Consider the following 26,159-nt stretch of genomic DNA (forward strand, 5'->3'; position numbering starts at 1 on the left):
TCATAACTCCGGGGTTAAATGAGCAAGAATTTGTTTGGCCTGAGTGGTCAGACGATTGCGAGAAAACATTAATTGCAGACGGCCTCCGCCAACCTGATGCCAGAGCACGGCCGCACGGATACCTGCAAGGAGAGAGGCGCGAACTTTTGCCTGAACCTGAGGACTTTGCAGAACAGCAGGAGAACCGGTCACCTGAATGCGCGGCCCCAGTGGGCTAATGACGTCAACATAGATGCCCGCCATGGCGCTCATCAGCGTTTCCGACTGCAAATCAAAATGGTCAAGCTGGCGCTGTAAACCGTTGATTCGCTCGCCCAGCGTATCCATCGCCCCTTTTGCTGCCGCCAGTTTGCGCTCCAGCACCATCAGGCTCAGGGTGTAGCGGGTGAGCTCTGCGTTTAAGCCCTGACGGCTGCTGGCGTTGAGCACGCCGAGCAGGGTCTCCAGTCCGAGGCGCAGATTGGCCTCGCTGCCACCGAACACGCCCAGCGTAGAGCTGGGGTTCATATCGATGACGCTGTTCAGTGAAACGTGTAGCGCATCGGCATCACAGTGTCCCTGGTGCGCCAGTTCTTGCACCAGGCGTGCCGACTGGCAAATACCGGCCAGCGCGAGGGTGATGTCATAAAAATTCTTTGCCACGATCACTGCTTCCTTGTATCAGTCTAAGAGAATAATTATACCGGCAGGGGCAGGCGCTGCTCGATAATACCGCCGCCGAGACACACTTCACCCATGTAAAAGACCGCTGACTGACCCGGCGTAACGGCTGCAACCGGCTCATCGAAGACAACTTCAATGCGATCGTCGTCCAGAGCGTTAACCGTGCAAGGGATGTCGGTTTGACGGTAACGGGTTTTCACCGTGCAGCGCAGGGTTCCGCTGAACGGCTCGCGATCAACCCAGTGCAATTGTTGCGCGATCAACCCGACAGACATCAGACGCGGGTGTTCATGACCCTGAGCAACAACCAGAATGTTGTTCTCAACATCTTTGTCTACGACATACCACGGATCTTCAGAACCTTCTTTGGTTCCGCCAATCCCCAGACCTTTGCGCTGGCCAAGGGTGTGGTACATCAACCCCTGATGCTGCCCGATCTCATCGCCGTCAACAGTGACAATTTTGCCGGGTTGTGCCGGGAGGTAACGGCCTAAGAATTCACGGAATTTACGTTCACCGATAAAACAAATACCGGTGGAATCTTTTTTCTTCGCGGTGATGAGCCCCAGATCTTCGGCAATTTTGCGTACCTGCGGTTTCTCAAGTTCACCTACAGGGAACAGACTTTGCGCGATCTGCTCATGGCCGAGCGTATAGAGGAAATAGCTCTGGTCTTTATTGCCATCAAGGCCACGAAGCAGGCGACTTTTGCCGTCTACATCGGCACGGCGCACGTAGTGACCGGTGGCGATGTAATCGGCACCTAAATCTTCAGCGGCAAATTCGAGGAAGGCTTTAAATTTGATTTCTTTATTGCACAGAATATCCGGGTTCGGCGTACGACCGGCTTTGTACTCTTCGAGGAAGAGTTCGAAAACGTTGTCCCAGTATTCTGCAGCAAAGTTTACGGTATGCAGTTCAATGCCGAGCTTATCGCAGACGGCCTGAGCATCCGCAAGATCGGCGGCCGCTGTGCAATATTCCTCACCGTCGTCCTCTTCCCAGTTCTTCATGAACAGGCCTTCTACCTGATAACCCTGTTGCAGCAACAGCCAGGCAGAAACGGAGGAATCGACACCGCCGGACATGCCGACGATCACTTTTTTTGGGCTTTCAGACATTGGAATACTCACGACATTGAACTTCAAGGCGGCATATTCTATCACGCAGCCATTTACTTGACACCCTCTGTAAACGGCCAGTTAAATTCACCGATCATCGCGAGGGGATAACGTTGCCCGCTCTGGTAACAGCGCACACTCTCGGCAACCAGCGGAGAACGCAGGTTTGGCGCATTGAGTATCTCTTGTGCACTCACCCAGCGGCAGCAATCTATATCGCTGTCATGGGGTTCGGTATCGCACATATTGGCAAGCTCAATGCAAAACAGAAAACGTAAGAACGGCGTTTTATCAGGGGCAATCCACTGGTGCATACGAATAAAGTGCTGAGGCTGCGCGCTGATGCCGGTCTCTTCCCACAGTTCACGCGCGACGGCCTCGGCTAATGTCTCATCCGCTTCCAGATGCCCGGCGGGCTGGTTCCACAGCGCTTTGCCGTTGATGGTTTCCTCAACGACTAAAAATTTTCCTTCTGCATGCACAATGCAGGCGACGGTGACGTGCGGTTTAAACATCGGTTACCTCTTATTCTTCTTTAAATCCTTCAGCGACATCCGGCCAGCTAATCTCGCCGCTGGTCTTATCGATACTAATGTAGGCCGTTGGCGGAGAGGTTGCGGGATCGGCGCCCCCACGGCACAACGCGGCCTGATGGTCTTCGCGCACGATAAACTCAATGGCCTTTTTCGCGTTCCAGCTCTCATAAAAGACACATTGATAGTCGTGACGCAAATTGAGTGTGGCAATGCGTGTCGCCTTATCCGTAGATAACGGATTGATATCATCGCGATAACGATCACCGTTGTTTACAGGCTGCAACTGCGATTTCTTTAACCAGCCGCGAACGGCGCGGCGATCGGCGGTGTAATACACGACCTCAAGAAAATCATCTTCTGATTGTTCTTGGGCGGAAACAACGTCGTCTGGGATCAGGAATAGGGAGGCATTGCGACACTGCTCATCCGGCATCGTATAAAAAGAGGCGCGCCCACTCCCCTGAACCTGGTAATGGTTATTCGTGGTCGGTGCGTGCCGGACCCGCCCGGGCATTGCGTTATTCGCCCACTGTTGACAGGTTTCGTTTACAGGCAAGGGATTCGCCACGGGAGCCAGACCTTCAGCGGTGACCCATCCGGTTGCAAACAAGCCTTTAGCATCACGATAACGGATGTAGCGAAACGTCTGGATGGGGGCATCTTTCGATTGCTTGATTTGCTGGCTTCTCAGGACTTCCACCGTGTCGCCGTTGATCAAATGGGCGGGGAGTCGGCATTCCGAATGTGGCGCAGAATAGAAATGCAGGCGAGAGTTCGTTTTCACCTCGGCGGTTTCATAAAGATATTCCGCCGCGCCTGCGCTGTCGCCCGCAATAACGTCACAGTCCTGCTTTGCAACGCAAAATGGCGATACAACGGATAACACTAACGCGGCGATAACACGGCTACCCATAATTCTTCATCCCTGATGATGTCGGTTAATGTGCTTCGTCAGACACTGTGTGACGACAGATGTTCCCGCCACTCGCCGTTCGCCAGTCCATCGAGCGTATAGTCGCCCATAGCGTAGCGGATCAGCCGCAGCGTCGGATGCCCGACATGGGCGGTCATTCGGCGAACCTGGCGATTACGGCCTTCATATAACGTGATTTTAAGCCACGTGGTAGGAATATTTTTGCGTTCGCGAATCGGCGGGTTTCTTGGCCATAGCCATTCCGGTTCAGCCACCATATCCACGCCTGCGGGTAGAGTGGGGCCATCATTCAGCGTAATGCCGTGACGCAGGGCATTCAGCGCTTCACTGCCGGGTTCCCCTTCAACCTGCACATAATATATTTTGCCGGTGCGTTTGCCTGGCTGCGTGAGTCGTGCCTGCAATGCGCCGTCGTTAGTGAGCACTAAAAGCCCTTCGCTGTCCCTGTCGAGACGGCCTGCGGCATAGACACCCTGCACGGGAATAAAATCTTTCAACGTGCTGCGGCCCGCTTCATCGGTAAATTGCGGCAAAACATCGTAAGGTTTATTGAACAAAACCACGCGTTTTGGCTGGTTTTCTTTGCGCTGCCTGGTGGTTTGTCGTGAGCTGAATCGCTCAAGGCGGTGATTTCTAAAAGATGTTTTTTGCATGGTATTTTCAGGCCTTATCAATTGACGCATTATAGCCTAATAACGAGTGTCTTTCATGGCGACAAACAATAGGGTAGTATTGACACGCTCATTACAAAACATTAACAAAAAATTGCTCTAACGCATCCGTGTAGCAGGACGCAATTGCACATGCAGCGTGATGACAGACGAGCAAACCAGAAGCGCTCGAAGGAGAGGTGAATGGAAAGTAAAGTAGTTGTTCCGGCTGAAGGCAAAAAGATCACCCTGCAAAACGGCAAACTGAACGTGCCGCACAATCCGATTATCCCATTCATTGAAGGCGACGGCATCGGTGTTGATGTAACCCCTCCGATGATCAAAGTTGTGAATGCTGCAGTCGAGAAAGCCTATAAAGGCGAGCGTAAAATCTCCTGGATGGAAATCTACACCGGTGAGAAATCCACTCAGGTATACGGTCAGGACGTCTGGCTGCCGACTGAAACCCTGGATCTGATTCGTGATTACCGCGTCGCCATTAAAGGTCCCCTGACGACCCCAGTCGGTGGCGGTATTCGCTCTCTGAACGTTGCACTGCGTCAGGAACTTGACCTGTACGTCTGTCTGCGTCCGGTTCGTTATTATCAGGGCACCCCAAGCCCGGTTAAACATCCTGAACTGACCGACATGGTCATCTTCCGTGAAAACTCTGAAGACATCTACGCGGGTATCGAATGGAAAGCAGACTCTGCTGATGCAGAGAAAGTGATTAAATTCCTGCGTGAAGAGATGGGCGTGAAGAAAATTCGCTTCCCGGAACATTGTGGCATTGGTATCAAACCGTGCTCCGAAGAAGGGACTAAACGTCTGGTGCGTGCGGCGATTGAATATGCAATCACTAACGATCGCGATTCTGTGACCCTGGTGCACAAAGGCAACATCATGAAGTTCACCGAAGGCGCGTTCAAAGACTGGGGTTACCAGTTAGCGCGTGAAGAGTTCGGTGGCGAACTGATCGATGGCGGCCCGTGGGTTAAAATCAAGAACCCGAACACCGGCAAAGAGATCGTGGTTAAAGACGTGATCGCCGATGCGTTCCTGCAGCAGATCCTGTTGCGTCCGGCTGAGTACGACGTTATCGCGTGTATGAACCTGAACGGTGACTACATCTCCGATGCGCTGGCAGCTCAAGTGGGCGGTATTGGTATCGCGCCGGGCGCAAACATCGGTGACGAATGTGCACTGTTTGAAGCTACCCACGGTACGGCACCGAAGTATGCAGGCCAGGATAAAGTGAACCCGGGTTCAATTATTCTGTCTGCCGAAATGATGTTGCGCCACATGCAGTGGTTCGAAGCCGCTGATTTAATTGTTAAAGGTATGGAAGGCGCGATCGCCGCGAAGACCGTTACCTATGACTTCGAACGTCTGATGGACGGCGCTAAACTGCTGAAATGTTCAGAGTTTGGTGACGCGATCATCGAAAACATGTAATCCAGTTTCTGGGTTGTGTGAGAACGGGAGCCGGTTGGTTCCCGTTTTTTTATGCCATTGAAAATTCTTCCCCAAAACTTTCCCCAAAACTCTTCCCCAAAATACCCTCGTTTTTACCCCGTTTTCATCCCAACAATGACCCAGTCTTTTCCTCGATCATCATTATATTTATCGGTCATTTTTTTGGATTTATGTCCCAGTAACTTCTGAGTATCCAGCCCTTGTTCACGATACAGGCGTTCGGATAATGAACGTTGTTCGTGGAAGGTTGGGGGAGTACCGTTTTTCCACTCTAAGCCACTTTTGTCTCTGGCTTTTTTGAAGGTGGATGTCAGGCTGCTGCTCGATACCCGATCACCTCTATTTGCCTGGGATGTGGTATGCCTGAAATGAACAAGGTATTTACTGACGACAGCATCCCGGCATTTTGAGATGACATCTCTGAGCGTAAGTCCCAGCACATCGCATTTAAGATCTAACGGAATAGCCAGACGAGAGCCTGTTTTTTCCTGTTCAATATGCAACATTTCATCCCATACATCGGCGAACTTCATATTGCATATATCACCCAGACGCTGACCAGTAATTATGGCTAATAACATACCGCACTGAAGATAAGGCTGTTGCTGCTCTGCCGTCTTATAAATAACACTCCATTCATCAAAAGAAAGGCGCTGCCTCGTTATTCTATTTCTCGGTTGCTTTGTGGCTTGTGCAGGGTTGTATCCAGGGGCAACGTGTCCGGCATGTTGCGCCTCTTTAAAAATATCAATGAACACCATTCTGACAACTTGAGCCATGCGATTGTGTCCCTCTGCTTTTACTGCATCGGTTATTTCGGCAATATCGAGTGCTGAAATATCCTTCAGATGTTGCAGACCGCAATGTTCTCTGAATAAACGAACAGGCTTACCTTTTTGACGATAGGAATTAGGTTTAAGTTCGTTGTTTTTCAGTCTTTCCTCCTGAATGTCCATGTATTTATCGAGCCACTCAGTTACCGTTATATCGGTACGTCTGCCTTTCATCCTCGCCAGACGATCATTCACACTTAGGATCTGCCTGGTTCGCTGCTCGGCAATAATTGTGTTTGCTTCTGTGGCAACTTGCTTAGCCTCGGATTCATCAGTTCCAAGGCTGTGAAAACGACCTGAAATGGGGTGTTTATATTGCCAGTAAACCTTGCCGGTGCGTTTATCCAGCTTACAGTACAAGTTTGGGATAGAAATCTTGTGAGAACGCGGTCTAGCAGCCATCAGCAATAATCCGTTGTAGTCTTGGGCTGGCATTCACGGGAAGTTTCGGTTCCGCAAGCGCACCAACAAAGCGAGCATTACGATCGACCATCCAGCACCGACCTACTTTTATGGCTGGTGGAACCATCATTTTGCCTTTTGCGTACCCTTTTAGAACTCGTTCACTTGGTGCGAGCTCACCAAACTCTTCCTTTGCCCAGTCAAGTAGGGGGATCATTCGCGACATTAGTCTCTCCACTAGCCCGGCTGCACCCGGGATGTAAAATCAAATATCAGTATTGGTGATAGTAAGCAAACCATGTAGCGCGGATTTGTATAAAGGCTCAGAGTCCCAGCCTGAAATATCCCAACCGCCATTACTAGGATTGCCGTATGAAATTGCACGTTCGCCAACACTGTTAACGTGCATCCATGCAACGGGCTCAGAATTTCTGGCTAAAATCACCTCATTAATCAGCTTCACCGCGTCAGACATCGCATAGCCAATATCTCCACCGTCACGTTGTGCTGCGGCTTTGCTGAGTATGTCGCGCATCTGGTGAAGACGACGGGATGTCAGAGGGGAGTGTGCCGGGTGGTTGTTGATGTTACTATCAGCCTCCAGCGATGCCATCGCGATACGCGCTAGCTCCAACTCAATTGACCACGTGCGCTCTTTGAGAGGTTCTAACTCGCCAGTCAGCATCATCTCTGCAAACTCAATGCGGGAATGCGCTGATGCAACAAGCTGTTCTTTGGTGAATGTCATGGTAATAGTTGTCATTGGTTAGTCATTCCAGTCAGTGAGTTCTTCTGCCAAGCGGTCATCAGCCTCAGCCTGATCGTGAATATCAGCATCGATTTCAATGCTGGCCCCAGCCCAATCACGGGCGCAGGCTTTGCGGTGCTTCCGGTTTCCCATTCCCCACCCTGGATTTTTCAGCTCTTTGTTCCACGCCCGAAGCATGAATTTCATCGGTGACTTAGCCATCTCACTCTCCTTTGATTTTGATGCCAGCGGCGCGGAGTGCTTCGATAACGTCACTCGGACGATAAATTTTCACACCGCCGTAACTGTTTAACTCTTTTGGGAGAGTAACGGTCCTCGCCTCCAGTTCTGCTATGCGCTTCTCTGCGGCTTCCAGCGCCCTAACCAATTCGTCTACCGTTCCGGCAGCCTGTAACGCGTAATCGGTGATAACCAGTTCATGCTCAATCTCGGTTCCGTTTTCATTCGTTGAGGTGATAGCAAAATAATCTGAGTCAATTTCGTTATCGGCTAAGTGCCGGAGCGTATCGGCGACCAGTTGACCGTTTTCGATTAGCAGCGCCTGTTTGTTGAGTGTCATTGGGCTGCCTCCCCTTCGGGTTTTTTAGCGATAAATCGGGATGGTGACCAGTCGCAATAGGTGTCTGACTCAGTGTGACCAAACATAGCTTTGCAGCGGCGAATGTGATGGCAATTACCACATGTCACACCAGCCGGTAAACGCATCTTGTCAGGATCGGCAGGGTCGTAATTCAGCGCTTTGGTGTTGATGCTCATTTGGCCTCCTGGCGAAGCTGTGCGGCGAAGCCATTACAAAGCTCACTGGCATCCTGCAGAACTAATCGGGCTTCTTCATGCAATCCCTGGGCATACTGTTTCAGGTATTCTCCAGCGCTCTCCACACCCTGAGCCCGCACTTCAGCCAGGAAAGCGTCGGTGGCTGGCGTTTCTGGTTCGAACCCGTCAGCGCTGACGTAGCGTGTACACTCCGATTCGTAGAATGTTTCTGTTTCAATATGCGCAACATAGCAATCGCTGTGGATAAAACATTTCAGCGCCGCACTATCCGTAGCCAATTTACCGCGCTGATCCATTGCCTCTTTCAACGCGCTAAAAGTGACATCAAGCCGTGCTGCCAGGCTTTGCATTAATTCGGCTGCTGCTGGTGGAAGGTCTGGCGCAGCCACATGTGCGGCTGCCACAAGTTCATTCACTTTCAGGTGGCTCATGACTGGCTCCCTGCTAGCTCGCTAAACCGGTTGATGAACATGCCGTAGGACTGGCCAGGGCGGACAGGGTTGATGATGAATAGATCCGTAGGTATTACGCCCTCGAGGCAGGGCCACACAGAACCTTCGTCAATCTCAAAATCTCGGCGTTCGCTGGCGAGCATTACCAGATCGGCATATTTCACGGTTGGGTGTTGCTCAGCCGGTAACCCGAATTTTTGGCGAATCGCTGCGTCCACTCGTGCTTCGATGGCCTGGTAATCCGGCAGCAGACGCTTAAGCGGTGAGGGAATATCCTGCAGGTAGGCTTCGGCGGCATCGTGCAGCAGTGCTTCTAAGGCAAATTCCTGTGGCACGAGGTGGCTGGTTAAAACACTATGCTGGCCGACGCTGTAAAACTCAGGAAGATGCCCAGCAAAGCGGCAGATATGAGACAGCGCTGTAGCGATATCCTCGATCACTATATTGTCCTGTTGGATATCGAGGTAATTAAAGTGTTTGCCAGATAATGTCTGAATGTAGCTCATAGCTTTCTCCATATTGGCGCGCTGCACCGCGCAGATTTTGGTTGCACAAATCCCTCGCCAAAAGGCGACTAAAAATTAAGGTTTCGTTTCAGTAAATACCCCATCAAGAGGCACTTAGTGCAACGGGCGACTGCAATCGCCTGTTGGTTTTCTCCATACTCGAAGTTGTGGCGGTGGTGCCTCCACCTGCCAGCCTGGCCGGGACTGGCGACGTACACTTATCAGGAACGCATTCATTTTTAAGGTTGAATGTGATGGCCACGTCACGAGCGCTGAGCCGCAATTACCACAACTGGAAGCGCACTCCGCCTATTTCACACCTGTCACCCATAACTGGTAAGTGAAGGAGTGCGCTTGCATGTTGTGCCCTGAAAAAGGCTGGCGGTGACCGGACAAACGGGAAAACACCGGGCCGCCAGAACAGGGATGTACTACTTATTGCTTTGGCCTGCTTTTAACCACATCAGGCGCGGTGGTAGGAATCTTCGGGCGGGGGCCAGTGACTAGCTGGCATCCCTACGGTACTTTTCACCGACAACCGCGGGTTAGACGGTTCCGTTTCGTCGGATAGAGCTGTCGATGCTGGTAGTCACTCCAGCCCGTAACCCCTCCCGAAGATACCTGTTAGCGAATCATCCGGTCATTCATACGCCACCGCCGGCTACTTAGTGGGCGTCCTGCCTCTCCGCTATTGATGAATAAAATCTAACTTAACTTAGTTTTATGGTCAAGTGAAAACACCAAGCTAAACTTAGCTTGGTGTGGGGGAATGGAAGATAGGTTACTTAGAGTTCGTACTGAACGCCTTTAACGACACCGATGATCAGGCAGTTCCCGTTAATAGGGATGTTGGGGTAACGAGGATTTAGAGGGACTAGAAATTTCTGCGGGCCGTCGATAACAAGTTTTTTTACGGTTGCTTCGTTCGTACCATCAATTCTGGCCACGACAATCTTACCGTGCATGGGCTCAGCATCAGGATCAACAATGACTGTGGCCCCTTCTGGAATGGTTGGCAGGCCATTAGGGTTTGTCATGGAGTCGCCTTTAACATCCAGAGCAAACGAACTATCTCCAATTCTAAGCGACGTCTCGACCCACCTTTCTGCATCGGTCAGGATGTCGGCGGGTTTTGATTCAGTAAACAGACCGGCCTGAACCCATGAAAGGACAGGGATTCTGCGCATTTTTGTAATGAGATTTCCTTCGAATTCAGTTCCATAAAGAATGTAATCGATGGAGGTATTGAAGAACCTGGCCAGTTTTGACAACGCTTCTCCACCAGGTACATTCACATCTTTTTCCCAATACCCGACAGCAACATCGCTGACACCACAAAACTTCCCGAGCTCTTTCTGGGAGGTTTTTGTGATTCTTCTGAGGGATTTTATCCGCTGACCAACTGTTTCCATTGCTGCTCCAACGTTAAACAAAGCTAAGTAATCTTAGTTTTTGTTGATCAAAATTAGATTTGAATTTAATATCTAATAAAACTTAGCTTTGGAGCTGGATATGACAACTGAGGAAATAGAGAACTACTTCGGCAGCGCAGAAAAAGTGGCTGCATTTTTTGGCATCACGAGCGAGGCCGTTTATCAGTGGAGAAACCGACCAGGTCGCCTGATTCCAAAAGGTCGAGCAGCAGAAGCTGCATACCGTACCGATGGAAAATTGTCATTCCGACCAGCGCTTTATGAAAAGCCTAGTGAATCATTGAACTAATTCCAACCACAGAGACTAGGGGTTAGCCGTGGGTAAAGAACCTATTTGGAAAGTCGAACGTCAGCCAGCCTGGCTGGTGGCCGCGATTAAAAAGACGATTACCGATCTGCCTGGTGGTTATGCCGAGGCAGCGGAATGGTTAGGAGTAACAGAGAACGCGATGTTTAACCGCCTCCGTGTCGACGGGGATCAGATCTTCCCTATGGGCTGGGCGATGGTTCTACAGCGTGCTGGTGGTTCAACTCATATCGCTGATGCTGTTGCACGTCATTCTCAGGGCGTATTTGTACCACTGGCAGATGTTGATGATTTGGATAACGCCGATAACCGCGCCGTTGGCGCAGTTCGATTTTGAGCATAACGGCAATGTGTATCAGGAGTACCGTTTTAACAAACGCGATTCTCTGGTGATAGTTGCCAGACTGTCGCCCGAATTCACTGCTGCGGTTGTCGACCGCTGGCAGGAACTGGAGGAAGGGCAGAGTGTCAGTGTTCCCCGCTCATTGCCGGAAGCACTGCGCCTGGCTGCTGATTTAGCCGAACAGAAAGAGCAACTGACCATCCAGCTGGCGGCCGCCGCACCAAAGGTTGAGTTTGTTGATCGTTATTGTTCAGCAAAAGGCTCGATGTCATTTCGCCAGGTCGCAAAGTTGCTTAACGCGAAGGAAACCGAATTCCGCCTGTTTCTTATTGAACGCGACATCCTGTACCGCCTCGGCGGCACGCTTACCCCCATGGCACAACACATCTCAGCGGGGCGATTCGAGGTTAAGACGGGAACCTCAATGACATCAAATCACGCATTCAGTCAGACGCGTTTCACTGCCAAAGGCGTGCGCTGGATCGGTGGATTATGGGCGGAACATATCGCTCAGGGGCAGGCAGCGTGAGGGCCTTGTTAACCCCTGAAATCGCCCATCGTATGGGGGTCGTATTATTCCGTCCTGGCGCGAAGCTGATGCCACTCTTCATGCGCGGGCGTGTTTTACTCGAGCCTGAACCTGAAGAAATGGCGTCATTCAATACCGGGGCTGTGCCAGCAGCCATTCAGCCGCTGGCTGATGATCCGGTGATGCGACCGGTGTTTGAACATGAGCGGGTCATTCAGCGCGCCGGTGGGCTTCCTTCCCTCGAACACTGGCTAAGTTCCCGCTTCGAATGTCAGTGGCCACACGCAACGTGGCACGACAAGAACTTCACGACAATGCGGCACCAGCCGGGAAGTATTCGCCTTTGCTGGCATTGTGATCACATTCTGTCTGGTCAGAGTACCGAACAGCTTGCAGGTATAGCGGCAGGAAACCTGGTATCCTGGATTTTATCAGTCATTAGCCGCGATTCTGGTTTTTCAGAGGCGCATGTCCTGACTCTACCGGAACTGTGCTGGTGGATGGTCAGGAACGACCTGGCTGATGTTATCCCGGAAAGCGTTGCGCACAAGGGGCTACGCCTTCCTGATGAGAAAACCCAGTCAGTCATGAGAGAAAGTGACATCGTGCCTTCCGTTTCAGCCACCAGCATTGTGCAGGAAAGGGCGAAGAAGGTTCTCACGCTCAAGGTTGATCCGGAGTCACCTGAATCCTTCATGCTCAGGCCAAAGCGCCGCCGTTGGGTAAATGAGACATACACCCGCTGGGTTAAAACGCAGCCATGTGAATGTTGCCGGCGACCAGCAGATGATCCACACCATATCGTAGGGCACGGTATGGGCGGTACAGCAACAAAAGCCCACGACCTCTTCGTGTTTCCTCTATGCAGAGAGTGCCACGACGAGTTGCACGCCGATGTACCGGCATTCGAACAGAAGCATGGCTCACAACTGGAGCTGCTGTTTCGTTTTATCGATCGCGCGCTAGCAGTTGGTGTTTTGGGTTAAATTTGTGGAGAAAACTGATGAGTGAAATGTATGAAGTTTTAGAACGCTGGGGAGCATGGGCTGCAGCGGAGAATAGCGGCGTGGACTGGCAACCAATTGCAGCTGGTTTTAAAGGACTCTTACCACATGGTAAAAAATCACGCTTCCAGTGTGATGATGATGAAGGTATTATGATCGATGGTTGCGTGGCAAAGCTACGGAAGTATAAACCTGATGAGTATGAACTTTTGATAGCTCACTTTGTGATTGGTTTATCATTACGGAAAATAGCTAAAATAAAAAAGTGCTCAGAGGGGTTTATTAGAACCAAATTAAAAGTAGCAGTAGCGTTTGTTGAGGCTACTGCTTGGTCTTTAGTAAAACTATGATGTTCTAGGACGGTTGGGGGATGAACAACCCCAGCTTGTCAATTTTAAACCTATTTTATTCCACTCAGCTAAAAGTATGGGGGGCATAATTTCTGTTAATTTAATATGACTCATTTTGTCAATAATGTTTGTGCTCGCTTCTAAAATTCCGGTTCCGAACCCAGGGATTGCTATGCATGGTGGGGTGCATTCGCACTGTAATTTTTCTAAACACCCCTTTTTTCTTAGTGTTTGTGCATTTTTGAAGATATCTTGCCAATAATTATCATTATATTTACCATCCATTTCAATAGCCCCTGAAACAGTTAGTCCCTCTTTATGATCAAAGTAAAGCTTGGCATTGGGTTTGTATTTGGTTGCAGCAAATATCTGTTCGTAAGAATGTAAGTATGAGTTTTGAATTGATTTATCTAATAAACCAATTTCTATGACACCAAGAGGAATTAGAGACTCGATCTCATGAGGTTCCATTATATAATGTTTGCAAGTTGCGCTATCGCTTTGAACATTAAATTTTGATGCAGTAGAACCCACTCCTGATTTTGGGTGTTTCTTGTCACTATCTAACAGGCAAAGGCATAATTTACTTGATTGTTTTATCATCTCAAAATTATATTTTGTGTTAGCTCCACCACCATTACAGGTTTCAAACTTTACGTCAATGCCGCGAAAACCATTCCCTAAGCGATAATATTTAGATATTAGATTATATAATTTAGAATCATTCAAATCTTCACAAAGGAGTTTGGGGATCTGTATGTTTGCAGAATCATTGAAATATTTATAGCCCACAGTGAAAAACTTATCCTGTTGGTTATTTTGCGTTGCCTGTGTAGATGCGAAAGACATGTCAACTTTACAATAATAATTTAACTTTTCTTTCAGTTGCATGTACTCAATGATTTTCGAGGAAAGAAATTTTGCTGTATTACAAGTTAAATTGCCCAATTCAGCATGATCGGCAACTTTATTTAAAAAAACCTCGTCTGACAGTAAAAGATGTTTCCCTTCTCTGAATGCACAAAAGAGATTAATTAGCGATGGATGCAAGGTTTCATCATTTAAATTTATTGCATCTGTATTTATAATTTCTATTAACATATTATTCCCCAGAGAAAAATCCCACAGGCCAATTAGTAAAGTATCCCTCATCGTCAAAGTTGGCTGTAAAAGCAGTACTACCTTTCTCTTTGCATTTTTCGAAAATCATTATGTTAACATCTTCTTTGTCAATGATTTTATCTTGAATACAATTACCTATCGCATCAATCATTGATTGACTGTGTGTTTCAAATATAAATTTGACATTTTTGTCGGATTCTTTTGCTGCATTTATGACTTTAGCGAATAAATATGCAACTTTGGACTGATACGCAGGATGAAGGTGCAACTCTGGTTGTTCAATGACAAATATAACCTCATCACTTCTATTATCTTCGCTCATAATTTCAAGCCAGATAGACATTATGATTGGTAATACTTGTGAGTAGCCATAGCCCATATCACTGATATTGTGTTCTTCATTATCATTTTCAGTTTTTATTTTTATGGCATAATGAGAACCATCTGTAGTTACAAATGAAACAAAACCAAAGTTTTCGTTTGTCCATTTTTGGAATTTTGCTGTTTCAGATTCACTGAAAGAATTTAAAATCATTGCTAGATTTGAACCTGTATGGTCCATTTCTTCAACTTGCAAATCTTGAAATCTGTAGAAACGCTCTGTATTAGCTCGGATGGGAGCTAGATATTTTACAGAAAGAAGTGATCTCGTTAAACTGCTATTAATCAAATCAGCAATAGAGTTGTAGTTTTTTAATAAAATTAAAGGGTGAAGTATGTCGAGAAATTCTTGTCGAATTTCTGGGTTTTGCATTTGTTTTGTAAAGTAATTATGTCCCTTAAAAAGAGATAATACTCCGTGTTCAAGCCTGTCTTTGGAGTAAGCTCTAACATCAAATAGTTCATCTGAAATGGTTTCTGGTTTGGTATTATGATGAAAAAACTTTTTTAATTGCTTGGCTGCGAATCTGCAGATTATTTTATTGTGTGCATTCTCTTTTTCACGGAATAGATTGCGAGACATGTAGGCTGTGTATTCTGCACGCAAAGATTTATTAACTTCAGGTATTTCTTTTATGCTGCTTTTCTTTCCTGTGTCAGTGATCCATGAAAGTATAGGCAAAAATTTATAATCTTTTTTAGAAGTAGCTTCTGTTTTGAGGAAACATCCTGAAACTAATCCTCGAGCATGAATAGTTGTTGATTCATTTTCGAAGTCTGGTACGACTTCTATTGTTGAACCATCAATTTCAAATGAAATAGACTTGGCATATGTTTTTTGGTTTTGTTCTGATAGGTGGATTTTTAATCTAAAATCAAGTTGTGGGAACCTATTTGGGTCATTTAATTTGTACCAAACGTTATGTGGTGTTGTGTCTAATGTGAGATCGAATTGAAGTTTAATAATTTCTTCTGATTCGCTACTTTTGTGAATTGCTTCATTAAAATTTCCATAGTCTACATATCTGCCATACCATAAAATTGGTCCAGTAGTGGTTTCTTCTACTGATTGACGCAATAAAGGAAATAATCTTATAAGAGAACTTTTCCCGCTGCTATTGCGGCCCAAATAAACAGTTAATGGCTTAAGTTCACTGTGTGCGTACTGCGAAAAACTTCGCAAATTTTGAATTCCAATACCATTGAGCATAAAAATCCCTTAAATGTCGGTGTATCAGGATGTTGATATCATATTAAAAAGCTAACGCGTACGCAAAAACTATCGTACCCTGTTAAGGGTTGCCACTTGGCCGAACAACTTAATCATTAAAACCTCGCATCGTCGGGGTCTTGTTGTTTTTAGGTAGCAGAACAGATGAGGCTTAACCATACTCAGCAGCATGCTGGGTGCTGGGTGCTGGGTGCTGGGTGCTTAGCCTGAACTCGAGCGATTTATTCTAACGGTCGGCGAAATAGAAAGTCTAAACAATTCTTAACTGACACCATGGCTTCGTAGCTGTGGTGACCATCCAATTCAGGCTCCGGGAATCACTCCTTACTTTCACTTTGACATAAGAGCCCGCGGCCTGATCTCAATTCCCCTCATTTCTATTTCTGAGAGGATTCACAGTAATAAGAGAGGGGGCTAAATGTCCGATCCGATTTCCGGCACTGGGTTAGCTGGTGGAGCCCTGACGGGTGCCAGTGTCTATGGACTGCTGACCGGAACTGATTACGGTGTGGTATTTGGCGCATTTGCGGGGGCTGTGTTCTACATAGCAACAGCCTCAGACATGAGCGCAACCCGCCGGCTGGCGTATTTCGTTGTTTCGTATATCGCCGGGATTATTTGTTCTGGGCTGGTGGGTTCAAAGCTGGCAGCCCTGACTGGTTACAGCGATAAACCTCTGGATGCCATTGGTGCCGTAATCATTTCCGCATTAGCCGTCAAAATCCTGACGTTCCTGAATAACCAGGATATCGGCTCGCTGGTGGCGCTTATAACGCGCCGGGGAGGTTCTGGTGGTGCTAAATGATCCGACAGCGACTGTTAACGCGCTGCTCTGCGTCGGGGTAGTGATAACCCTGATGTTTTACCGCCGGGGAGATTCCCGGCATCGTCCGTGGGTTTCGCGGCTGGCATGGCTAATCACAGTCATCTACAGTGCGGTGCCATTAGCCTATCTTTGTGGAATTTACCCTCATTCATCGTGGGCCACTATCGGGGCCAATATCATCTTTCTTTCTGTGCTGGTGGCCGTCAGAGGCAACGTAGCGCGTCTGGTTGATCAACTGAGGTATTAATGAACCAATCACAATTTCAGCAGGCGGCTGGTATCAGCGCCGGGCTCGCTGCGCGCTGGTTTCAGTATATTGACACGGCGATGAAAGAATTTGGCATTACAGCCACGAACGACCAGGCGATGTTTATCGCGCAGGTGGGCCATGAATCGAATGGCTTCTCATCCCTGAAGGAAAGCTTTAATTACTCCGTTGATGGACTGAAGAAAACGTTCGGCGCACGACTGACGGTGTACCAGTGCGAAATGCTCGGTCGTATTGATGAACGACAGGTTGCGCACCAGCCGCAAATTGCCAACCTAGTATACGGTGGCCGCATGGGAAATAACTCACCGGGCGATGGCTGGAAATATCGCGGACGTGGTCTGATTCAGATTACCGGTCGTGAGAATTACACCCAGTGTGGTACCGCATTAAAGCTAGACCTGGTCAGTACCCGGTTTGCAGCGACAGCTCCTCAGCCTGATTGGTCGGGCAGTCGTGAAAAGCATTAATGCTGCGGCGAAATGTCAGATGGTGGATGTTTCACTGATCGCGGGTGAATCCAAAGGCGGCATCGAGCATCTCGAACCCTATGGATTTACTGCGCGGGCAACACCTGGAGCAGAGGCGATTGTGCTCTTTCCCGATGGCGATCGTTCTCACGGTGTCGCTATCGTGGTTGCCGACCGCCGGTACCGGCTGAAAGGTCTGAAAGGTGGAGAGGCGGCACTGTATGACGATCTCGGACAGAAGGTTCACCTCACCCGAAATGGCATTGTCGTTGATGGTGCGGGAAAGACCATCAGATTCATCAACGCACCAAAGGCCCGTTTTGAAATGGATATTGAGGCAACAGGTCAGATTAAGGATCTCTGTGATTCTTCTGGCCTGACGATGGCCGCCATGCGTGTGGCCTATAACGGCCACCGACACCGGGAAAACGGGCAGGGCAGTAACACCAACACACCGGATAAACCGATGGAGGCGTAATGGAACTCTGGCTGACAGTGAACGGGCTGCGGGTGAGTGCGAATGCGCCTCTGGATCCCCTGACCCGATCGGTGGTGATTTCCCTTTTTACCTGGCGCCGAGCCGACCCGGATGACCAGGCTGATGTGCCGATGGGGTGGTGGGGGGACACCTGGCCTGCGGTACAGAATGATCGTATCGGTTCAAAACTCTGGCTTTACCAGCGCAGCAAGCTGACCAATCAGCTGGTGAATAACATCAGAACCTGTATTCGCGATGCGCTGCAGTGGATGCTGGATGACGGCGTGGTTTCCCGAATCGATCTGGATACCTGTACCTCGGTCTGTACTGATGGCGTGTATTCGCCGGACTGGCGTTATTACTGGCAGGTGAACATGCCATCTTCCACCAGTACCGCCTGGATGACCTGCATTGATCCCTGCAACTCTGCGTTGCGGATCTGGGGGGACACGGTTGTCGAGTGCGTTCTGAACAAACTTTGCCCTTCCCATACTTACGTTATTTTTAAATATCCGGAGTAACTCATGCATCGCATAGATACTGCAACCGCGCAGAAAGATAAATTCGGCGCGGGCAAGAACGGCTTTACCCGTGGAAACCCTCAGACCGGTACACCTGCTACCGATCTGGATGACGATTATTTTGACATGCTGCAGGAAGAGCTGGTGGGGGTGGTTGAGGCATCTGGCGTCACCCCGGACAAGGAAAAACGCGACCAGTTGCTGACGGCATTAAAGAAACTACTTCTGAGCCGTTCAAATCCCTTTGGGGATATTAAAGCTGACGGCGCGGCGGCTATCGCCACTGCTCTCGCAAACCTTGGGTTAGGAGATGCGAAGTATGTAACCAGTCGGGGAAGTAATGTTAATGGCGTATGGACGGTATGGTCTGATGGTGCGATTGAAATGCACGGCCATGCGCCATCTATCGTTGATGGTCTGGCTACAATTGTTTTTCCTATCACCATACCAAAGGTGGTTCGTTATATTTCTATGGCTGAGCGGCTTTCTGGTGATAGCGGTTCTTCGGTTAATCAGGGCCATACTTCAATGATTATTGATAGCACAGTAAACACAAGCGGTTTTAAGGCTCGCTGTCAGATGTATAACGGAAGTCCATCAAGTAATGGATTTTCATGGCGCGTATATTGCCCGCCAAATTAAACTGAAGGTAAATAAACTATGCGATATTTCAACCCTGAAACAATGACTGAGGTACTGCCGGGGATGCACGATATGATCGGCGCGGTGGGGCTACCTGATGACTATTGGTTTTTCACGCAAACTGAAATGCCAGAAGGAAAGATGCTCGCCGTGAATGAGCACGGCGAGCCAATTTTAGTTGAGGTTAGTTTTTCTGAGGGGGAATTGGCAGGTTGAGATTCGGAGCTAAGTTGGTATCTACTGCCTGAAGCTGCTTTAAATAGGTCAGCCAACCGACAAGGCTGGCCTTATCCTCTTCACTGATAATTCCTAATTGCAATTCTGTCTGCCAAAGGCCGATGGTCTTTTGTGCTTCTGACAATAGTTCCGATTTCAACTTCTCTGCCGCTGCGTTTCAGTATCCAACCGTACCATGTACTGTATAGCGTGGCAGGTACCAGCGTGGTGGTGCTATCTGAAGGCGATACACAGGTGGTCTGGAAACTGGATCGCCTCGGGCGCAGCATGCGGCATCTTGTCGTTTCGGTGGAGGAGCTTCGGGAAAAGGGGATTAACTTTCGCAGCCTGACCGACAGCATTGACACGTCTTCGCCTATGGGGCGTTTTTTCTTTCACGTCATGGGCGCACTGGCCGAAATGGAAAGGGAGCTGATAGTCGAACGTACCAGGGCGGGACTGGCTGCGGCTCGTGAAGAAGGGCGAATAGGTGGGCGTCGACCAAAGCTAACTGGTGAACAGTGGGCGCAGGCAGGAAGGTTGATTGCAGCAGGTGAATCACGACAGCGTGTGGCATTAATTTACGATGTTGGGATATCGACGCTATATAAAAAATTTCCGGTAACTAGGTAAATCATTGAGTTATGCGACGATGATGATCGATAGTGGCTAATGGCATTGATCTCCGTTTAAATAAAAACTACTGTATATAATAACAGTATTAATTGACGGTGATTATGATGCAGTTTTTCACTCCCTCCGGGTTGCGTGCAGTGCAACCGCTCCCACTTTATGGCGACCTTGTACCCTGCGGTTTCCCAAGCCCAGCACAGGACTACGTCGAGCAGCGTATTGATCTTAACGAGTTACTGGTACAGCACCCCAGTGCCACGTACTTCGTTAAGGCATCCGGTGACTCGATGATTGATGCCGGGATCGGTGAGGGCGATTTACTGGTAGTGGACAGTTCACGCAAGGTAGAGCACGGCGATATCGTTATTGCTGCGGTGGACGGGGAATTTACAGTCAAGCGCCTGCAGTTACGGCCTACAGTCCAGCTTAACCCTGAAAACCGCGCTTATTCGCCAATCATCATCGGGAGCGAAGAAACGCTCGATGTATTTGGTGTGGTGACGTTCATCGTGAAATCGACGGGCTGATCATGTACGCGCTGTGTGATGTGAACTCGTTCTATGCCTCCTGTGAAACCGTATTTCGCCCGGATCTCAAAGGTCGCCCGGTAGTGGTGCTTTCCAACAATGACGGTTGTGTTATTGCCCGCAGTGCAGAGGCAAAGAAACTGGGTATCAAAATGGGTGAGCCGTACTTCAGGCAGAAGGCGCTTTTCCGCCGCCACGGGGTACTCTGCTTCAGTAGCAACTATGAGCTGTACGCAGATATGTCTAACCGGGTGATGACCACGCTGGAAGAAATGGCACCGCGTTGTGAAATCTACTCGATAGACGAGGCATTCTGTGATCTCACTGGTGTACGGAACTGTCGGGAACTGACCGATTTTGGCCGTGAAATCAGGGCTACCGTTTTGCAGCGCACGCACCTCACAGTGGGAGTTGGCATTGCCCAGACCAAGACGCTGGCCAAGCTGGCAAACCACGCAGCCAAACAATGGCAGCGGCAGACGGGCGGGGTGGTTGATCTGTCCAATGTCGATCGCCAGCGCAAATTGATGGCCGCGCTGCCGGTTGATGAAGTCTGGGGCATCGGTCGGCGTATTTCGAAAAAACTGGAGGCGATGGGGATCAAGACCGTGCTGCAACTCGCTGATACCGACATCCGTTTTATCCGGAAACATTTTAACGTCGTGCTTGAGCGTACAGTGCGTGAGTTACGCGGAGAACCTTGCCTGGCACTGGAAGAATTCGCGCCAGCGAAACAGGAAATTATCTGTTCCCGCTCCTTTAGCGGTCGTATTACGGAGTATGAAGAAATGCGCCAGGCGATCTGTAGCTATGCCTCACGGGCGGCAGAGAAGCTGCGTGGCGAGCACCAGTATTGCCGTTTTATCTCTGCCTTTATGAAGACCAGCCCGTTCGCACTGAACGAGTCCTATTACGGCAATAATGCCTCCATGAAGCTGCTGACGCCCACGCAGGACAGCCGGGACATCATCAGTGCCGCCATCCGTTGTCTGGACGCTATATGGAAAGACGGTTATCGATATCAGAAAGCGGGGGTGATGCTGGGCGATTTTTTCAGCCAGGGCGTTGCCCAGCTTAACCTTTTCGATGATAACGCTCCGCGCCCGGGCAGTGAGAAACTGATGGAGGTGCTGGATCAGCTCAACGCGAAAGATGGCAGAGGAACACTGTACTTTGCCGGGCAGGGCATACAGCCGCAGTGGCAGATGAAGAGGGAAATGCTGTCTCCACGTTATACCACCCGGTACTCGGATTTGCTGGTGGTGAGGTAACCTGCATTAACAGCGATTTGTCTAACGACGTCCTATGTTTGGGGTCGCTCATAACTGAAAGTCGGCTATGAGCGAGAAGCAGACGTTCGGAATGCATACTTACATCGAGGTGTCTTAAGCAATGGGGTGCAGGTCACAAGCGCCATAAACCAGAAGTAGTTCTCCAGTACCTAAAGCGGTTTGCTGTTTGAGCGAAAGCTAGGGCAATCTGCGGGATCTGACCTGATCCATGGAACTATGCCAAATGGATATGATGCTAAAATTCATGCTTTATCAGTAGGCTGAACTGCCTGTACCACAGGACATCCTCCATAGCTGGCCTGAAAAGTGGATTACTGAGCAAGAAAAATACTGTGTGGATAGTACCTTTTCAGCATGTTTTCCGTGGCGATTAAGTCGGGAAGAAACCCATTTGCCCACCCTGGGCATATGAGTTTATTTACACTGTTAGTCTTTTCTCATAGCCATAAATAGGGTCGCCATTGCTCTCGCATCACGACCATTGGAATATTCGTTATTTTTATTGCTAAACATCAGGTCGAATACATCTTTTTTCTGACCTTGAATCACTCTTATGAACCCTTCAGGGCGATGTATGTCAACACCAGATTTACCGTCCTTCCATTTGTATCTATATGCGTAAAGATATGGTCGCGGTTTAGACCCGTTGGGAGGGAGAAAATATAGGTTTAGTTGAATGGAATCAAGATTGGTTATGAGGTTTGTTGTTGCTTTATCTTTTTCTGCTGTAGATTTCTCTGGATTCTTTGCAATATTGTCAAGCATAAGACTTTTGAGTTTTCCCGCATAATCATTAACATTATCAACATCACAAGTTACTCTGACTACGTCTCTCCCCTCATACATTCTTGTGACGTCTTCTTTCATTTTCTCCCATTTCACTGAACCGCAAACACTCCAATTGTCAAAACCCTCCTTGTAAGAGTCACCCATAAAAAATACTGGCTTTGTATCTTGTATCGTCTTTACGTCAGGATCGCTTTCGCCACAAGCGGTCAAAGAAAATACACTTGAAATTAATAGCAGTGCAGTACGAAATTTAGACATGGGTTCCCTTTGAATATTTTGATTTAACTATTGATAGTCGGCAACTACGCCGAAAAGTTTAGGACTGATTGAAACGAATCTGAAGCGACTTGAGGATGTGTTACAAGTTGGTAATGTGTATGGTTAAGTGACTTTGTAAGTATCCCCGCAAAACGAACCATTAATTTTTTAAGAGTCTCTAGGCCGCCAACTTCCGCTCCTGGCACGAAGCTGGCGATCAGAGCCGGTTTACTCAGAACAACCTCAGTTTCAGCACTGATGAACTTACTCAATTATTAACAGAGTCAATCAATTCAGAACCTTGATTTTTTACGTTCCCTACGGCGCGGGATACTGCATGCCAGGTAAAGTGTCCGCCAGATACAGCTCCATCTCCTACAATACGCTCCGCTTCTTTTCCTCCAACATCCTGCTGCATCCACTCACGAGCTGCTTCCGGTGACAGCACCAGCGGCTGGCGATCATGAATATCTACCAGCCCTTTATCCGCTGCAGTAGTGACAATCAGGAACCCCTCAGCCTCATCACCACGTTCAAATGGTGTACTGCCAATGGCGGCCATAAATAGTGGCTGACCGTCGATACGATGAATGAAGTAGGGTTGTTTTTTGCCGCCTTCGGTCTTCCATTCAAACCAGCCATCAGCAAATACAATTGCCCGGCCATGCAGCCACAGCGGCTTAAACATCCGGCTGGTGGCCGCAGTTTCAACACGGGCATTAATCAGCGGTGGTTTATCCCACCATCCTGGCGCATACCCCCAGAACACGGGATCAAGATGCAACTGTTCGTCACGTTCGCTCAGCAACAGGACTTTGGTGCCTGGCGCGACGTTGAATCGTCTAATAGGTTCTGGATCGTATGGGATGTCGCGTTCGGCTTCTTCTGAGAGTAAGGTGAGATAGTCTTCACGCGTCATTGACTGTGAAAAGCGTCCACACATAGAAACCTCCAGCCAGATGTCAGACTGAAAGTATAGGGCAGGGAGAAAAAGTGGTGCGCACCGGTAATGATTTAAAAAGGAGCTTGTAAGGTAAACCGGAATGATGGCTTTGTGAATTGATGAATTCCTAAACTGGGGTTATTCGCAAATCATAGCGTTCGATAACGACTCGGTTGCAAGATTTGACGGCATTATTCCCCAGTAACTCCCCAAAGCTTCCCCGTTCAGAAAACAGGCATAAAAAAACCAGCCGTAAAAGGCTGGTTTTCTTGGGGAATTTTGGTCGGCACGAGAGGATTTGAACCTCCGACCCCCGACACCCCATAACGGCGCACTACTATCTCGAGTATCTCGAGGGCAGATATGTGCCAGAAGCGAACCCTACAAACCTCACTATGTGTTAATAAATAAGATGATAATCATCATATTTCACTAAAGCATTAAGGAAAAATTAATATCAATGGCCCCAAGCTATTGACTAAAAATTTCGTTCAAGCCAGCAACAAATATCTCTCTGATCTTACTGCGGAATACATCGCCAAAATCAGAGTTTGTAACATGAGTGCGCCAGATAATTTGAGCAACGCCTTCCCGGTTTTCTGAAAAAACACTAATGATGAGTTCATCAGCAATGATTTTAAGGTCAAACGTAGGTCGGAAACGAGGATACGAAGTACCCGGGGTATCAAATCCTATATTTAACCAAGAGTGACGGGGTTCAGATTTATAGTATCCAGTTTCAACGCCAGACAGATGGCCTCCAATCTCTTCTGCGATGTTATTCCGAACAATAATTATTTTGCTTACAGCTTCACTTATTTTTCTGATATAAGTCTTATTTATCTCAGCACCTTGCGCCTCCAACCTCTTTTTGATTTCTGAAAGAATCTCACCATCCACCAATGTAGGTTTATTTCCACTCATTCTCTTCAACTCCTGTCTCAACTCTTGTGCCGTCTGAAATCTGCTATTCAATAGCGGTGAGAATCCGCGGTCAAACAATGCAAGCATTGAAAGTGCCCAACCATTAGTAGCGGCATGAATACTTTCAGAAGCTCCATCACGTTGGTGAGGTCGACGTCCAGACTCAGATTCTTCTAAAACGTTCGGATTTTTTCCTGTTAATACGTAAAATAAAATGCCTACTACAAAGGTAATATCGCTTCGAGGATCTCGTTTATTAGGACTGTCTGGCGCAAGCTCATTAAGCCGCAAGAAACGATTACCTAGCTCTTGGCCATCATAAGTAGCATGAGCGTTCTCATCTTGAGGTTGCCAAGCGAGACCGAAATCTACCAATACAGCATCTGCCGGATTACTACAACGCAGTATAATATTATCTGGTTTTATATCTCTGTGGATGCCATCGCGGGAATGATAGTATTCGACTATATCCAACAGGCGATCTATCATATCAACCGCATCTTGAAATGACATAGACCCATTTTCCTCTATGTACTCACGTAATGTTGGACCTTGAACCAATTCTGTAACCAGATAAAGCTTGTAATCCATTTGTTCATAACGATGGCAATTACTTTCTATAAGTGATGGTATTCCTGGGTGTTCATAGGTATAGAGAGCAACTGCTTCCCGATACATACGAGCTCGTCGCTCAGAGTCCTTCTGACTTTTCAATACTTTTAAAAATGCTCTAATGCCAGAACGAACAGCTGGCCACGCCTCGCCTTGGCCACCACTTTTCTTGTCACCATCCGCTACCCAGCCAGCATTTTTCGCATCAAATTTGTCATTCCACACACTTCTAACCATTATTTGCCCCATAGTGTTGTAAATGAAGTTTCTTTCGCTGTGCATCATTATCCCACACATTATCAAATTGTTAGGATACGAATGTATGGCTGATTGAATCGACATTCCTTCGGTAGACATTTTTTAATAGGTTATGTGGAATCAATAACAGCTGCCAACTTCCGCTTCTCGCTCATGGCGGACTTTTACGATTGTAAAAGCTTCACCATGGAAGATTATCAGCTAGCTATAAGCCCTCTATCCAAGTTAGTCTTCCCCAAAACAAAAATTAACTTTATTAAAATCATTGGGTTAAAAAAGGTGGCTTTGGGTTAATAAATTGGTGGGGAAATATAATATTTTCGTGATATATCAATGCTATAGATGAAGTTCAGTTATATACTGTTGCGCCACATGCAGTGGTTCGAAGCTGCAGACCTGATTGTTAAAGGGATGGAAGGCGCGATCGCCGCGAAGACCGTAACCTATGACTTCGAACGTCTGATGGACGGCGCTAAACTGCTGAAATGTTCAGAGTTTGGTGACGCGATCATCGAAAACATGTAATCAGATTATTTGATTGTGTGTCGACGGGAGCCAAGTGCTCCCGTTTTTTTGTTTTTTGTCTCGCGGTTATCAAAATTTTATCAATACAAGATGAGTAGGGGGCAAGATGGTGGCCTTTGAACAGGCCTCGTCGTGAGGACAGGAAATTTCTATGGGGC

General features: G+C 48.1%; 31 protein-coding genes and 7 pseudogenes. 18 read left to right on the plus strand and 20 right to left on the minus strand.

What is annotated here, in order from left to right:
- Genes hflD through rluE form a run of 5 tightly spaced genes read right to left on the minus strand, consistent with a single transcriptional unit; the run spans position 1 to position 3,937 of the window.
- On the minus strand, positions 1-642 hold the full coding sequence (gene hflD / locus JM656_RS09560) for a high frequency lysogenization protein HflD (RefSeq protein WP_192612467.1): 642 nt from the start codon (positions 640-642) through the stop codon (positions 1-3).
- Positions 643-677: 35 nt separating this feature from the next.
- Entirely contained in the window at positions 678-1,784 is a 1,107-nt protein-coding gene (gene mnmA, locus JM656_RS09565; protein ID WP_203360944.1) for a tRNA 2-thiouridine(34) synthase MnmA, read from the minus strand.
- A 53-nt stretch (positions 1,785-1,837) separates the two neighbouring features.
- Positions 1,838-2,299: an NUDIX hydrolase gene (locus tag JM656_RS09570; RefSeq protein WP_192612465.1), complete on the minus strand. Its 462-nt coding sequence runs from the start codon at positions 2,297-2,299 to the stop codon at positions 1,838-1,840.
- Between the two features lie 10 nt (positions 2,300-2,309).
- Positions 2,310-3,233, minus strand: a complete 924-nt coding sequence (locus tag JM656_RS09575) for a hypothetical protein (protein ID WP_203360945.1) — start codon at positions 3,231-3,233, stop codon at positions 2,310-2,312.
- A gap of 38 nt (positions 3,234-3,271) precedes the next feature.
- A complete protein-coding gene (rluE, locus tag JM656_RS09580) occupies positions 3,272-3,937 on the minus strand; it encodes a 23S rRNA pseudouridine(2457) synthase RluE (protein ID WP_203360946.1) in 666 nt (221 codons plus the stop codon).
- A gap of 171 nt (positions 3,938-4,108) precedes the next feature.
- Here rluE and icd point away from each other — a divergent pair, with 171 nt between their 5' ends.
- A complete protein-coding gene (gene icd, locus JM656_RS09585; protein ID WP_192612462.1) occupies positions 4,109-5,359 on the plus strand; it encodes an NADP-dependent isocitrate dehydrogenase in 1,251 nt (416 codons plus the stop codon).
- Between the two features lie 113 nt (positions 5,360-5,472).
- On the opposite strand, the gene JM656_RS09590 is transcribed toward icd, so the two are convergent.
- The 9 genes and pseudogenes from JM656_RS09590 to JM656_RS09630 all read right to left on the minus strand — a co-directional run bounded on the left by JM656_RS09590 (position 5,473) and on the right by JM656_RS09630 (position 10,531).
- Positions 5,473-6,615 (minus strand): phage integrase Arm DNA-binding domain-containing protein, encoded by a 1,143-nt coding sequence (locus tag JM656_RS09590; RefSeq protein WP_203360947.1) that lies wholly within the window; start codon positions 6,613-6,615, stop codon positions 5,473-5,475.
- Positions 6,605-6,841 (minus strand): excisionase, encoded by a 237-nt coding sequence (locus tag JM656_RS09595; RefSeq protein ID WP_203360948.1) that lies wholly within the window; start codon positions 6,839-6,841, stop codon positions 6,605-6,607. The genes JM656_RS09590 and JM656_RS09595 overlap by 11 nt, the downstream gene beginning before the upstream one ends.
- A gap of 39 nt (positions 6,842-6,880) precedes the next feature.
- Positions 6,881-7,378: a hypothetical protein gene (locus JM656_RS09600; protein ID WP_203360949.1), complete on the minus strand. Its 498-nt coding sequence runs from the start codon at positions 7,376-7,378 to the stop codon at positions 6,881-6,883.
- 3 nt (positions 7,379-7,381) lie between these two features.
- Positions 7,382-7,585, minus strand: coding sequence for a hypothetical protein (locus JM656_RS09605; protein WP_203360950.1), 204 nt, complete (start codon positions 7,583-7,585; stop codon positions 7,382-7,384).
- Between the two features lies 1 nt (position 7,586).
- Positions 7,587-7,922: pseudogene (locus JM656_RS09610) on the minus strand (ead/Ea22-like family protein); the annotation flags it as partial.
- 17 nt (positions 7,923-7,939) lie between these two features.
- Positions 7,940-8,140: a hypothetical protein gene (locus JM656_RS09615; RefSeq protein ID WP_203360951.1), complete on the minus strand. Its 201-nt coding sequence runs from the start codon at positions 8,138-8,140 to the stop codon at positions 7,940-7,942.
- On the minus strand, positions 8,137-8,592 hold the full coding sequence (locus JM656_RS09620) for a hypothetical protein (protein ID WP_203361357.1): 456 nt from the start codon (positions 8,590-8,592) through the stop codon (positions 8,137-8,139). The genes JM656_RS09615 and JM656_RS09620 overlap by 4 nt, the downstream gene beginning before the upstream one ends.
- The gene (locus JM656_RS09625) at positions 8,589-9,119 is read right to left on the minus strand and encodes an HD family hydrolase (RefSeq protein ID WP_203360952.1); all 531 of its coding nucleotides are present in this window, start codon (positions 9,117-9,119) and stop codon (positions 8,589-8,591) included. The genes JM656_RS09620 and JM656_RS09625 overlap by 4 nt, the downstream gene beginning before the upstream one ends.
- Positions 9,120-9,904: 785 nt before the next feature.
- Complete coding sequence (locus tag JM656_RS09630) at positions 9,905-10,531, minus strand: LexA family transcriptional regulator (protein ID WP_203360953.1); 627 nt, start codon at positions 10,529-10,531, stop codon at positions 9,905-9,907.
- A gap of 100 nt (positions 10,532-10,631) precedes the next feature.
- On the opposite strand from JM656_RS09630, the gene JM656_RS09635 reads away from it, so the two are divergent.
- The 5 genes and pseudogenes from JM656_RS09635 (at position 10,632) to JM656_RS09655 (ending at position 13,085) form a co-directional block, all read left to right on the plus strand.
- Positions 10,632-10,841: a Cro/CI family transcriptional regulator gene (locus tag JM656_RS09635; RefSeq protein WP_203360954.1), complete on the plus strand. Its 210-nt coding sequence runs from the start codon at positions 10,632-10,634 to the stop codon at positions 10,839-10,841.
- 28 nt (positions 10,842-10,869) lie between these two features.
- A pseudogene (locus JM656_RS09640) lies at positions 10,870-11,166 on the plus strand (YmfL family putative regulatory protein); the annotation flags it as partial.
- The gene (locus JM656_RS09645; protein WP_238929216.1) at positions 11,147-11,731 is read left to right on the plus strand and encodes a phage antirepressor KilAC domain-containing protein; all 585 of its coding nucleotides are present in this window, start codon (positions 11,147-11,149) and stop codon (positions 11,729-11,731) included. The pseudogene JM656_RS09640 and the gene JM656_RS09645, both read left to right, overlap by 20 nt.
- On the plus strand, positions 11,728-12,717 hold the full coding sequence (locus JM656_RS09650) for a DUF968 domain-containing protein (RefSeq protein ID WP_203360955.1): 990 nt from the start codon (positions 11,728-11,730) through the stop codon (positions 12,715-12,717). The genes JM656_RS09645 and JM656_RS09650 overlap by 4 nt, the downstream gene beginning before the upstream one ends.
- A gap of 17 nt (positions 12,718-12,734) precedes the next feature.
- Positions 12,735-13,085, plus strand: a complete 351-nt coding sequence (locus JM656_RS09655; protein ID WP_203360956.1) for an antiterminator Q family protein — start codon at positions 12,735-12,737, stop codon at positions 13,083-13,085.
- On the opposite strand, the gene JM656_RS09660 is transcribed toward JM656_RS09655, so the two are convergent.
- Positions 13,080-14,186, minus strand: coding sequence for a hypothetical protein (locus tag JM656_RS09660; RefSeq protein ID WP_203360957.1), 1,107 nt, complete (start codon positions 14,184-14,186; stop codon positions 13,080-13,082). The two genes, JM656_RS09655 and JM656_RS09660, sit on opposite strands and share 6 nt — an antisense overlap.
- Position 14,187: 1 nt before the next feature.
- On the minus strand, positions 14,188-15,798 hold the full coding sequence (locus tag JM656_RS09665; RefSeq protein ID WP_203360958.1) for an AAA family ATPase: 1,611 nt from the start codon (positions 15,796-15,798) through the stop codon (positions 14,188-14,190).
- 439 nt (positions 15,799-16,237) lie between these two features.
- On the opposite strand from JM656_RS09665, the gene JM656_RS09670 reads away from it, so the two are divergent.
- The 8 genes and pseudogenes from JM656_RS09670 (at position 16,238) to JM656_RS09705 (ending at position 19,240) form a co-directional block, all read left to right on the plus strand.
- Entirely contained in the window at positions 16,238-16,624 is a 387-nt protein-coding gene (locus JM656_RS09670; RefSeq protein ID WP_203360959.1) for a phage holin family protein, read from the plus strand.
- Positions 16,611-16,892 carry a phage holin family protein gene (locus JM656_RS09675; protein ID WP_203360960.1) on the plus strand — a complete coding sequence of 94 codons (282 nt, stop codon included), beginning with the start codon at positions 16,611-16,613 and terminating at the stop codon, positions 16,890-16,892. The genes JM656_RS09670 and JM656_RS09675 overlap by 14 nt, the downstream gene beginning before the upstream one ends.
- Positions 16,892-17,323: pseudogene (locus JM656_RS09680) on the plus strand (glycoside hydrolase family 19 protein); the annotation flags it as partial. The gene JM656_RS09675 and the pseudogene JM656_RS09680, both read left to right, overlap by 1 nt.
- 7 nt (positions 17,324-17,330) lie before the next feature.
- Positions 17,331-17,861 (plus strand): phage baseplate assembly protein V, encoded by a 531-nt coding sequence (locus JM656_RS09685; RefSeq protein WP_203360961.1) that lies wholly within the window; start codon positions 17,331-17,333, stop codon positions 17,859-17,861.
- Positions 17,861-18,169: pseudogene (locus JM656_RS09690) on the plus strand (phage GP46 family protein); the annotation flags it as partial. The gene JM656_RS09685 and the pseudogene JM656_RS09690, both read left to right, overlap by 1 nt.
- Positions 18,170-18,382: pseudogene (locus JM656_RS09695) on the plus strand (hypothetical protein); the annotation flags it as partial.
- Positions 18,383-18,385: 3 nt separating this feature from the next.
- Positions 18,386-19,024, plus strand: coding sequence for a hypothetical protein (locus JM656_RS22505; RefSeq protein ID WP_203360962.1), 639 nt, complete (start codon positions 18,386-18,388; stop codon positions 19,022-19,024).
- A gap of 18 nt (positions 19,025-19,042) precedes the next feature.
- Positions 19,043-19,240: a hypothetical protein gene (locus tag JM656_RS09705; RefSeq protein WP_203360963.1), complete on the plus strand. Its 198-nt coding sequence runs from the start codon at positions 19,043-19,045 to the stop codon at positions 19,238-19,240.
- On the opposite strand, the gene JM656_RS09710 is transcribed toward JM656_RS09705, so the two are convergent.
- The gene (locus tag JM656_RS09710; protein WP_203360964.1) at positions 19,209-19,400 is read right to left on the minus strand and encodes a tail fiber assembly protein; all 192 of its coding nucleotides are present in this window, start codon (positions 19,398-19,400) and stop codon (positions 19,209-19,211) included. The two genes, JM656_RS09705 and JM656_RS09710, sit on opposite strands and share 32 nt — an antisense overlap.
- A 74-nt stretch (positions 19,401-19,474) precedes the next feature.
- Between JM656_RS09710 and JM656_RS09715 the strand changes: the two are divergent.
- The 3 genes and pseudogenes from JM656_RS09715 to JM656_RS09725 all read left to right on the plus strand — a co-directional run.
- Positions 19,475-19,873: pseudogene (locus tag JM656_RS09715) on the plus strand (recombinase family protein); the annotation flags it as partial.
- A 107-nt stretch (positions 19,874-19,980) separates the two neighbouring features.
- Entirely contained in the window at positions 19,981-20,400 is a 420-nt protein-coding gene (locus JM656_RS09720) for a translesion error-prone DNA polymerase V autoproteolytic subunit (protein WP_203361265.1), read from the plus strand.
- A gap of 2 nt (positions 20,401-20,402) precedes the next feature.
- On the plus strand, positions 20,403-21,671 hold the full coding sequence (locus tag JM656_RS09725) for a Y-family DNA polymerase (RefSeq protein WP_203360965.1): 1,269 nt from the start codon (positions 20,403-20,405) through the stop codon (positions 21,669-21,671).
- Positions 21,672-22,118: 447 nt separating this feature from the next.
- Here JM656_RS09725 and JM656_RS09730 read toward each other — a convergent pair whose 3' ends face one another.
- The 3 genes from JM656_RS09730 to JM656_RS09740 form a co-directional block, all read right to left on the minus strand.
- On the minus strand, positions 22,119-22,739 hold the full coding sequence (locus JM656_RS09730) for a hypothetical protein (RefSeq protein WP_203360966.1): 621 nt from the start codon (positions 22,737-22,739) through the stop codon (positions 22,119-22,121).
- 268 nt (positions 22,740-23,007) lie between these two features.
- Positions 23,008-23,682, minus strand: coding sequence for an SOS response-associated peptidase (locus JM656_RS09735; protein WP_203360967.1), 675 nt, complete (start codon positions 23,680-23,682; stop codon positions 23,008-23,010).
- 471 nt (positions 23,683-24,153) lie between these two features.
- A complete protein-coding gene (locus JM656_RS09740; RefSeq protein WP_203360968.1) occupies positions 24,154-25,503 on the minus strand; it encodes a protein kinase in 1,350 nt (449 codons plus the stop codon).
- A gap of 330 nt (positions 25,504-25,833) precedes the next feature.
- Here JM656_RS09740 and JM656_RS09745 point away from each other — a divergent pair.
- Positions 25,834-26,001: pseudogene (locus JM656_RS09745) on the plus strand (NADP-dependent isocitrate dehydrogenase); the annotation flags it as partial.
- Positions 26,002-26,159: the final 158 nt, after the last annotated feature.

Origin of the sequence: Citrobacter sp. R56 (assembly GCF_016811995.1) — a bacterium.
GTDB classification, from domain to species: Bacteria; Pseudomonadota; Gammaproteobacteria; order Enterobacterales; family Enterobacteriaceae; genus Citrobacter_D; species Citrobacter_D enshiensis.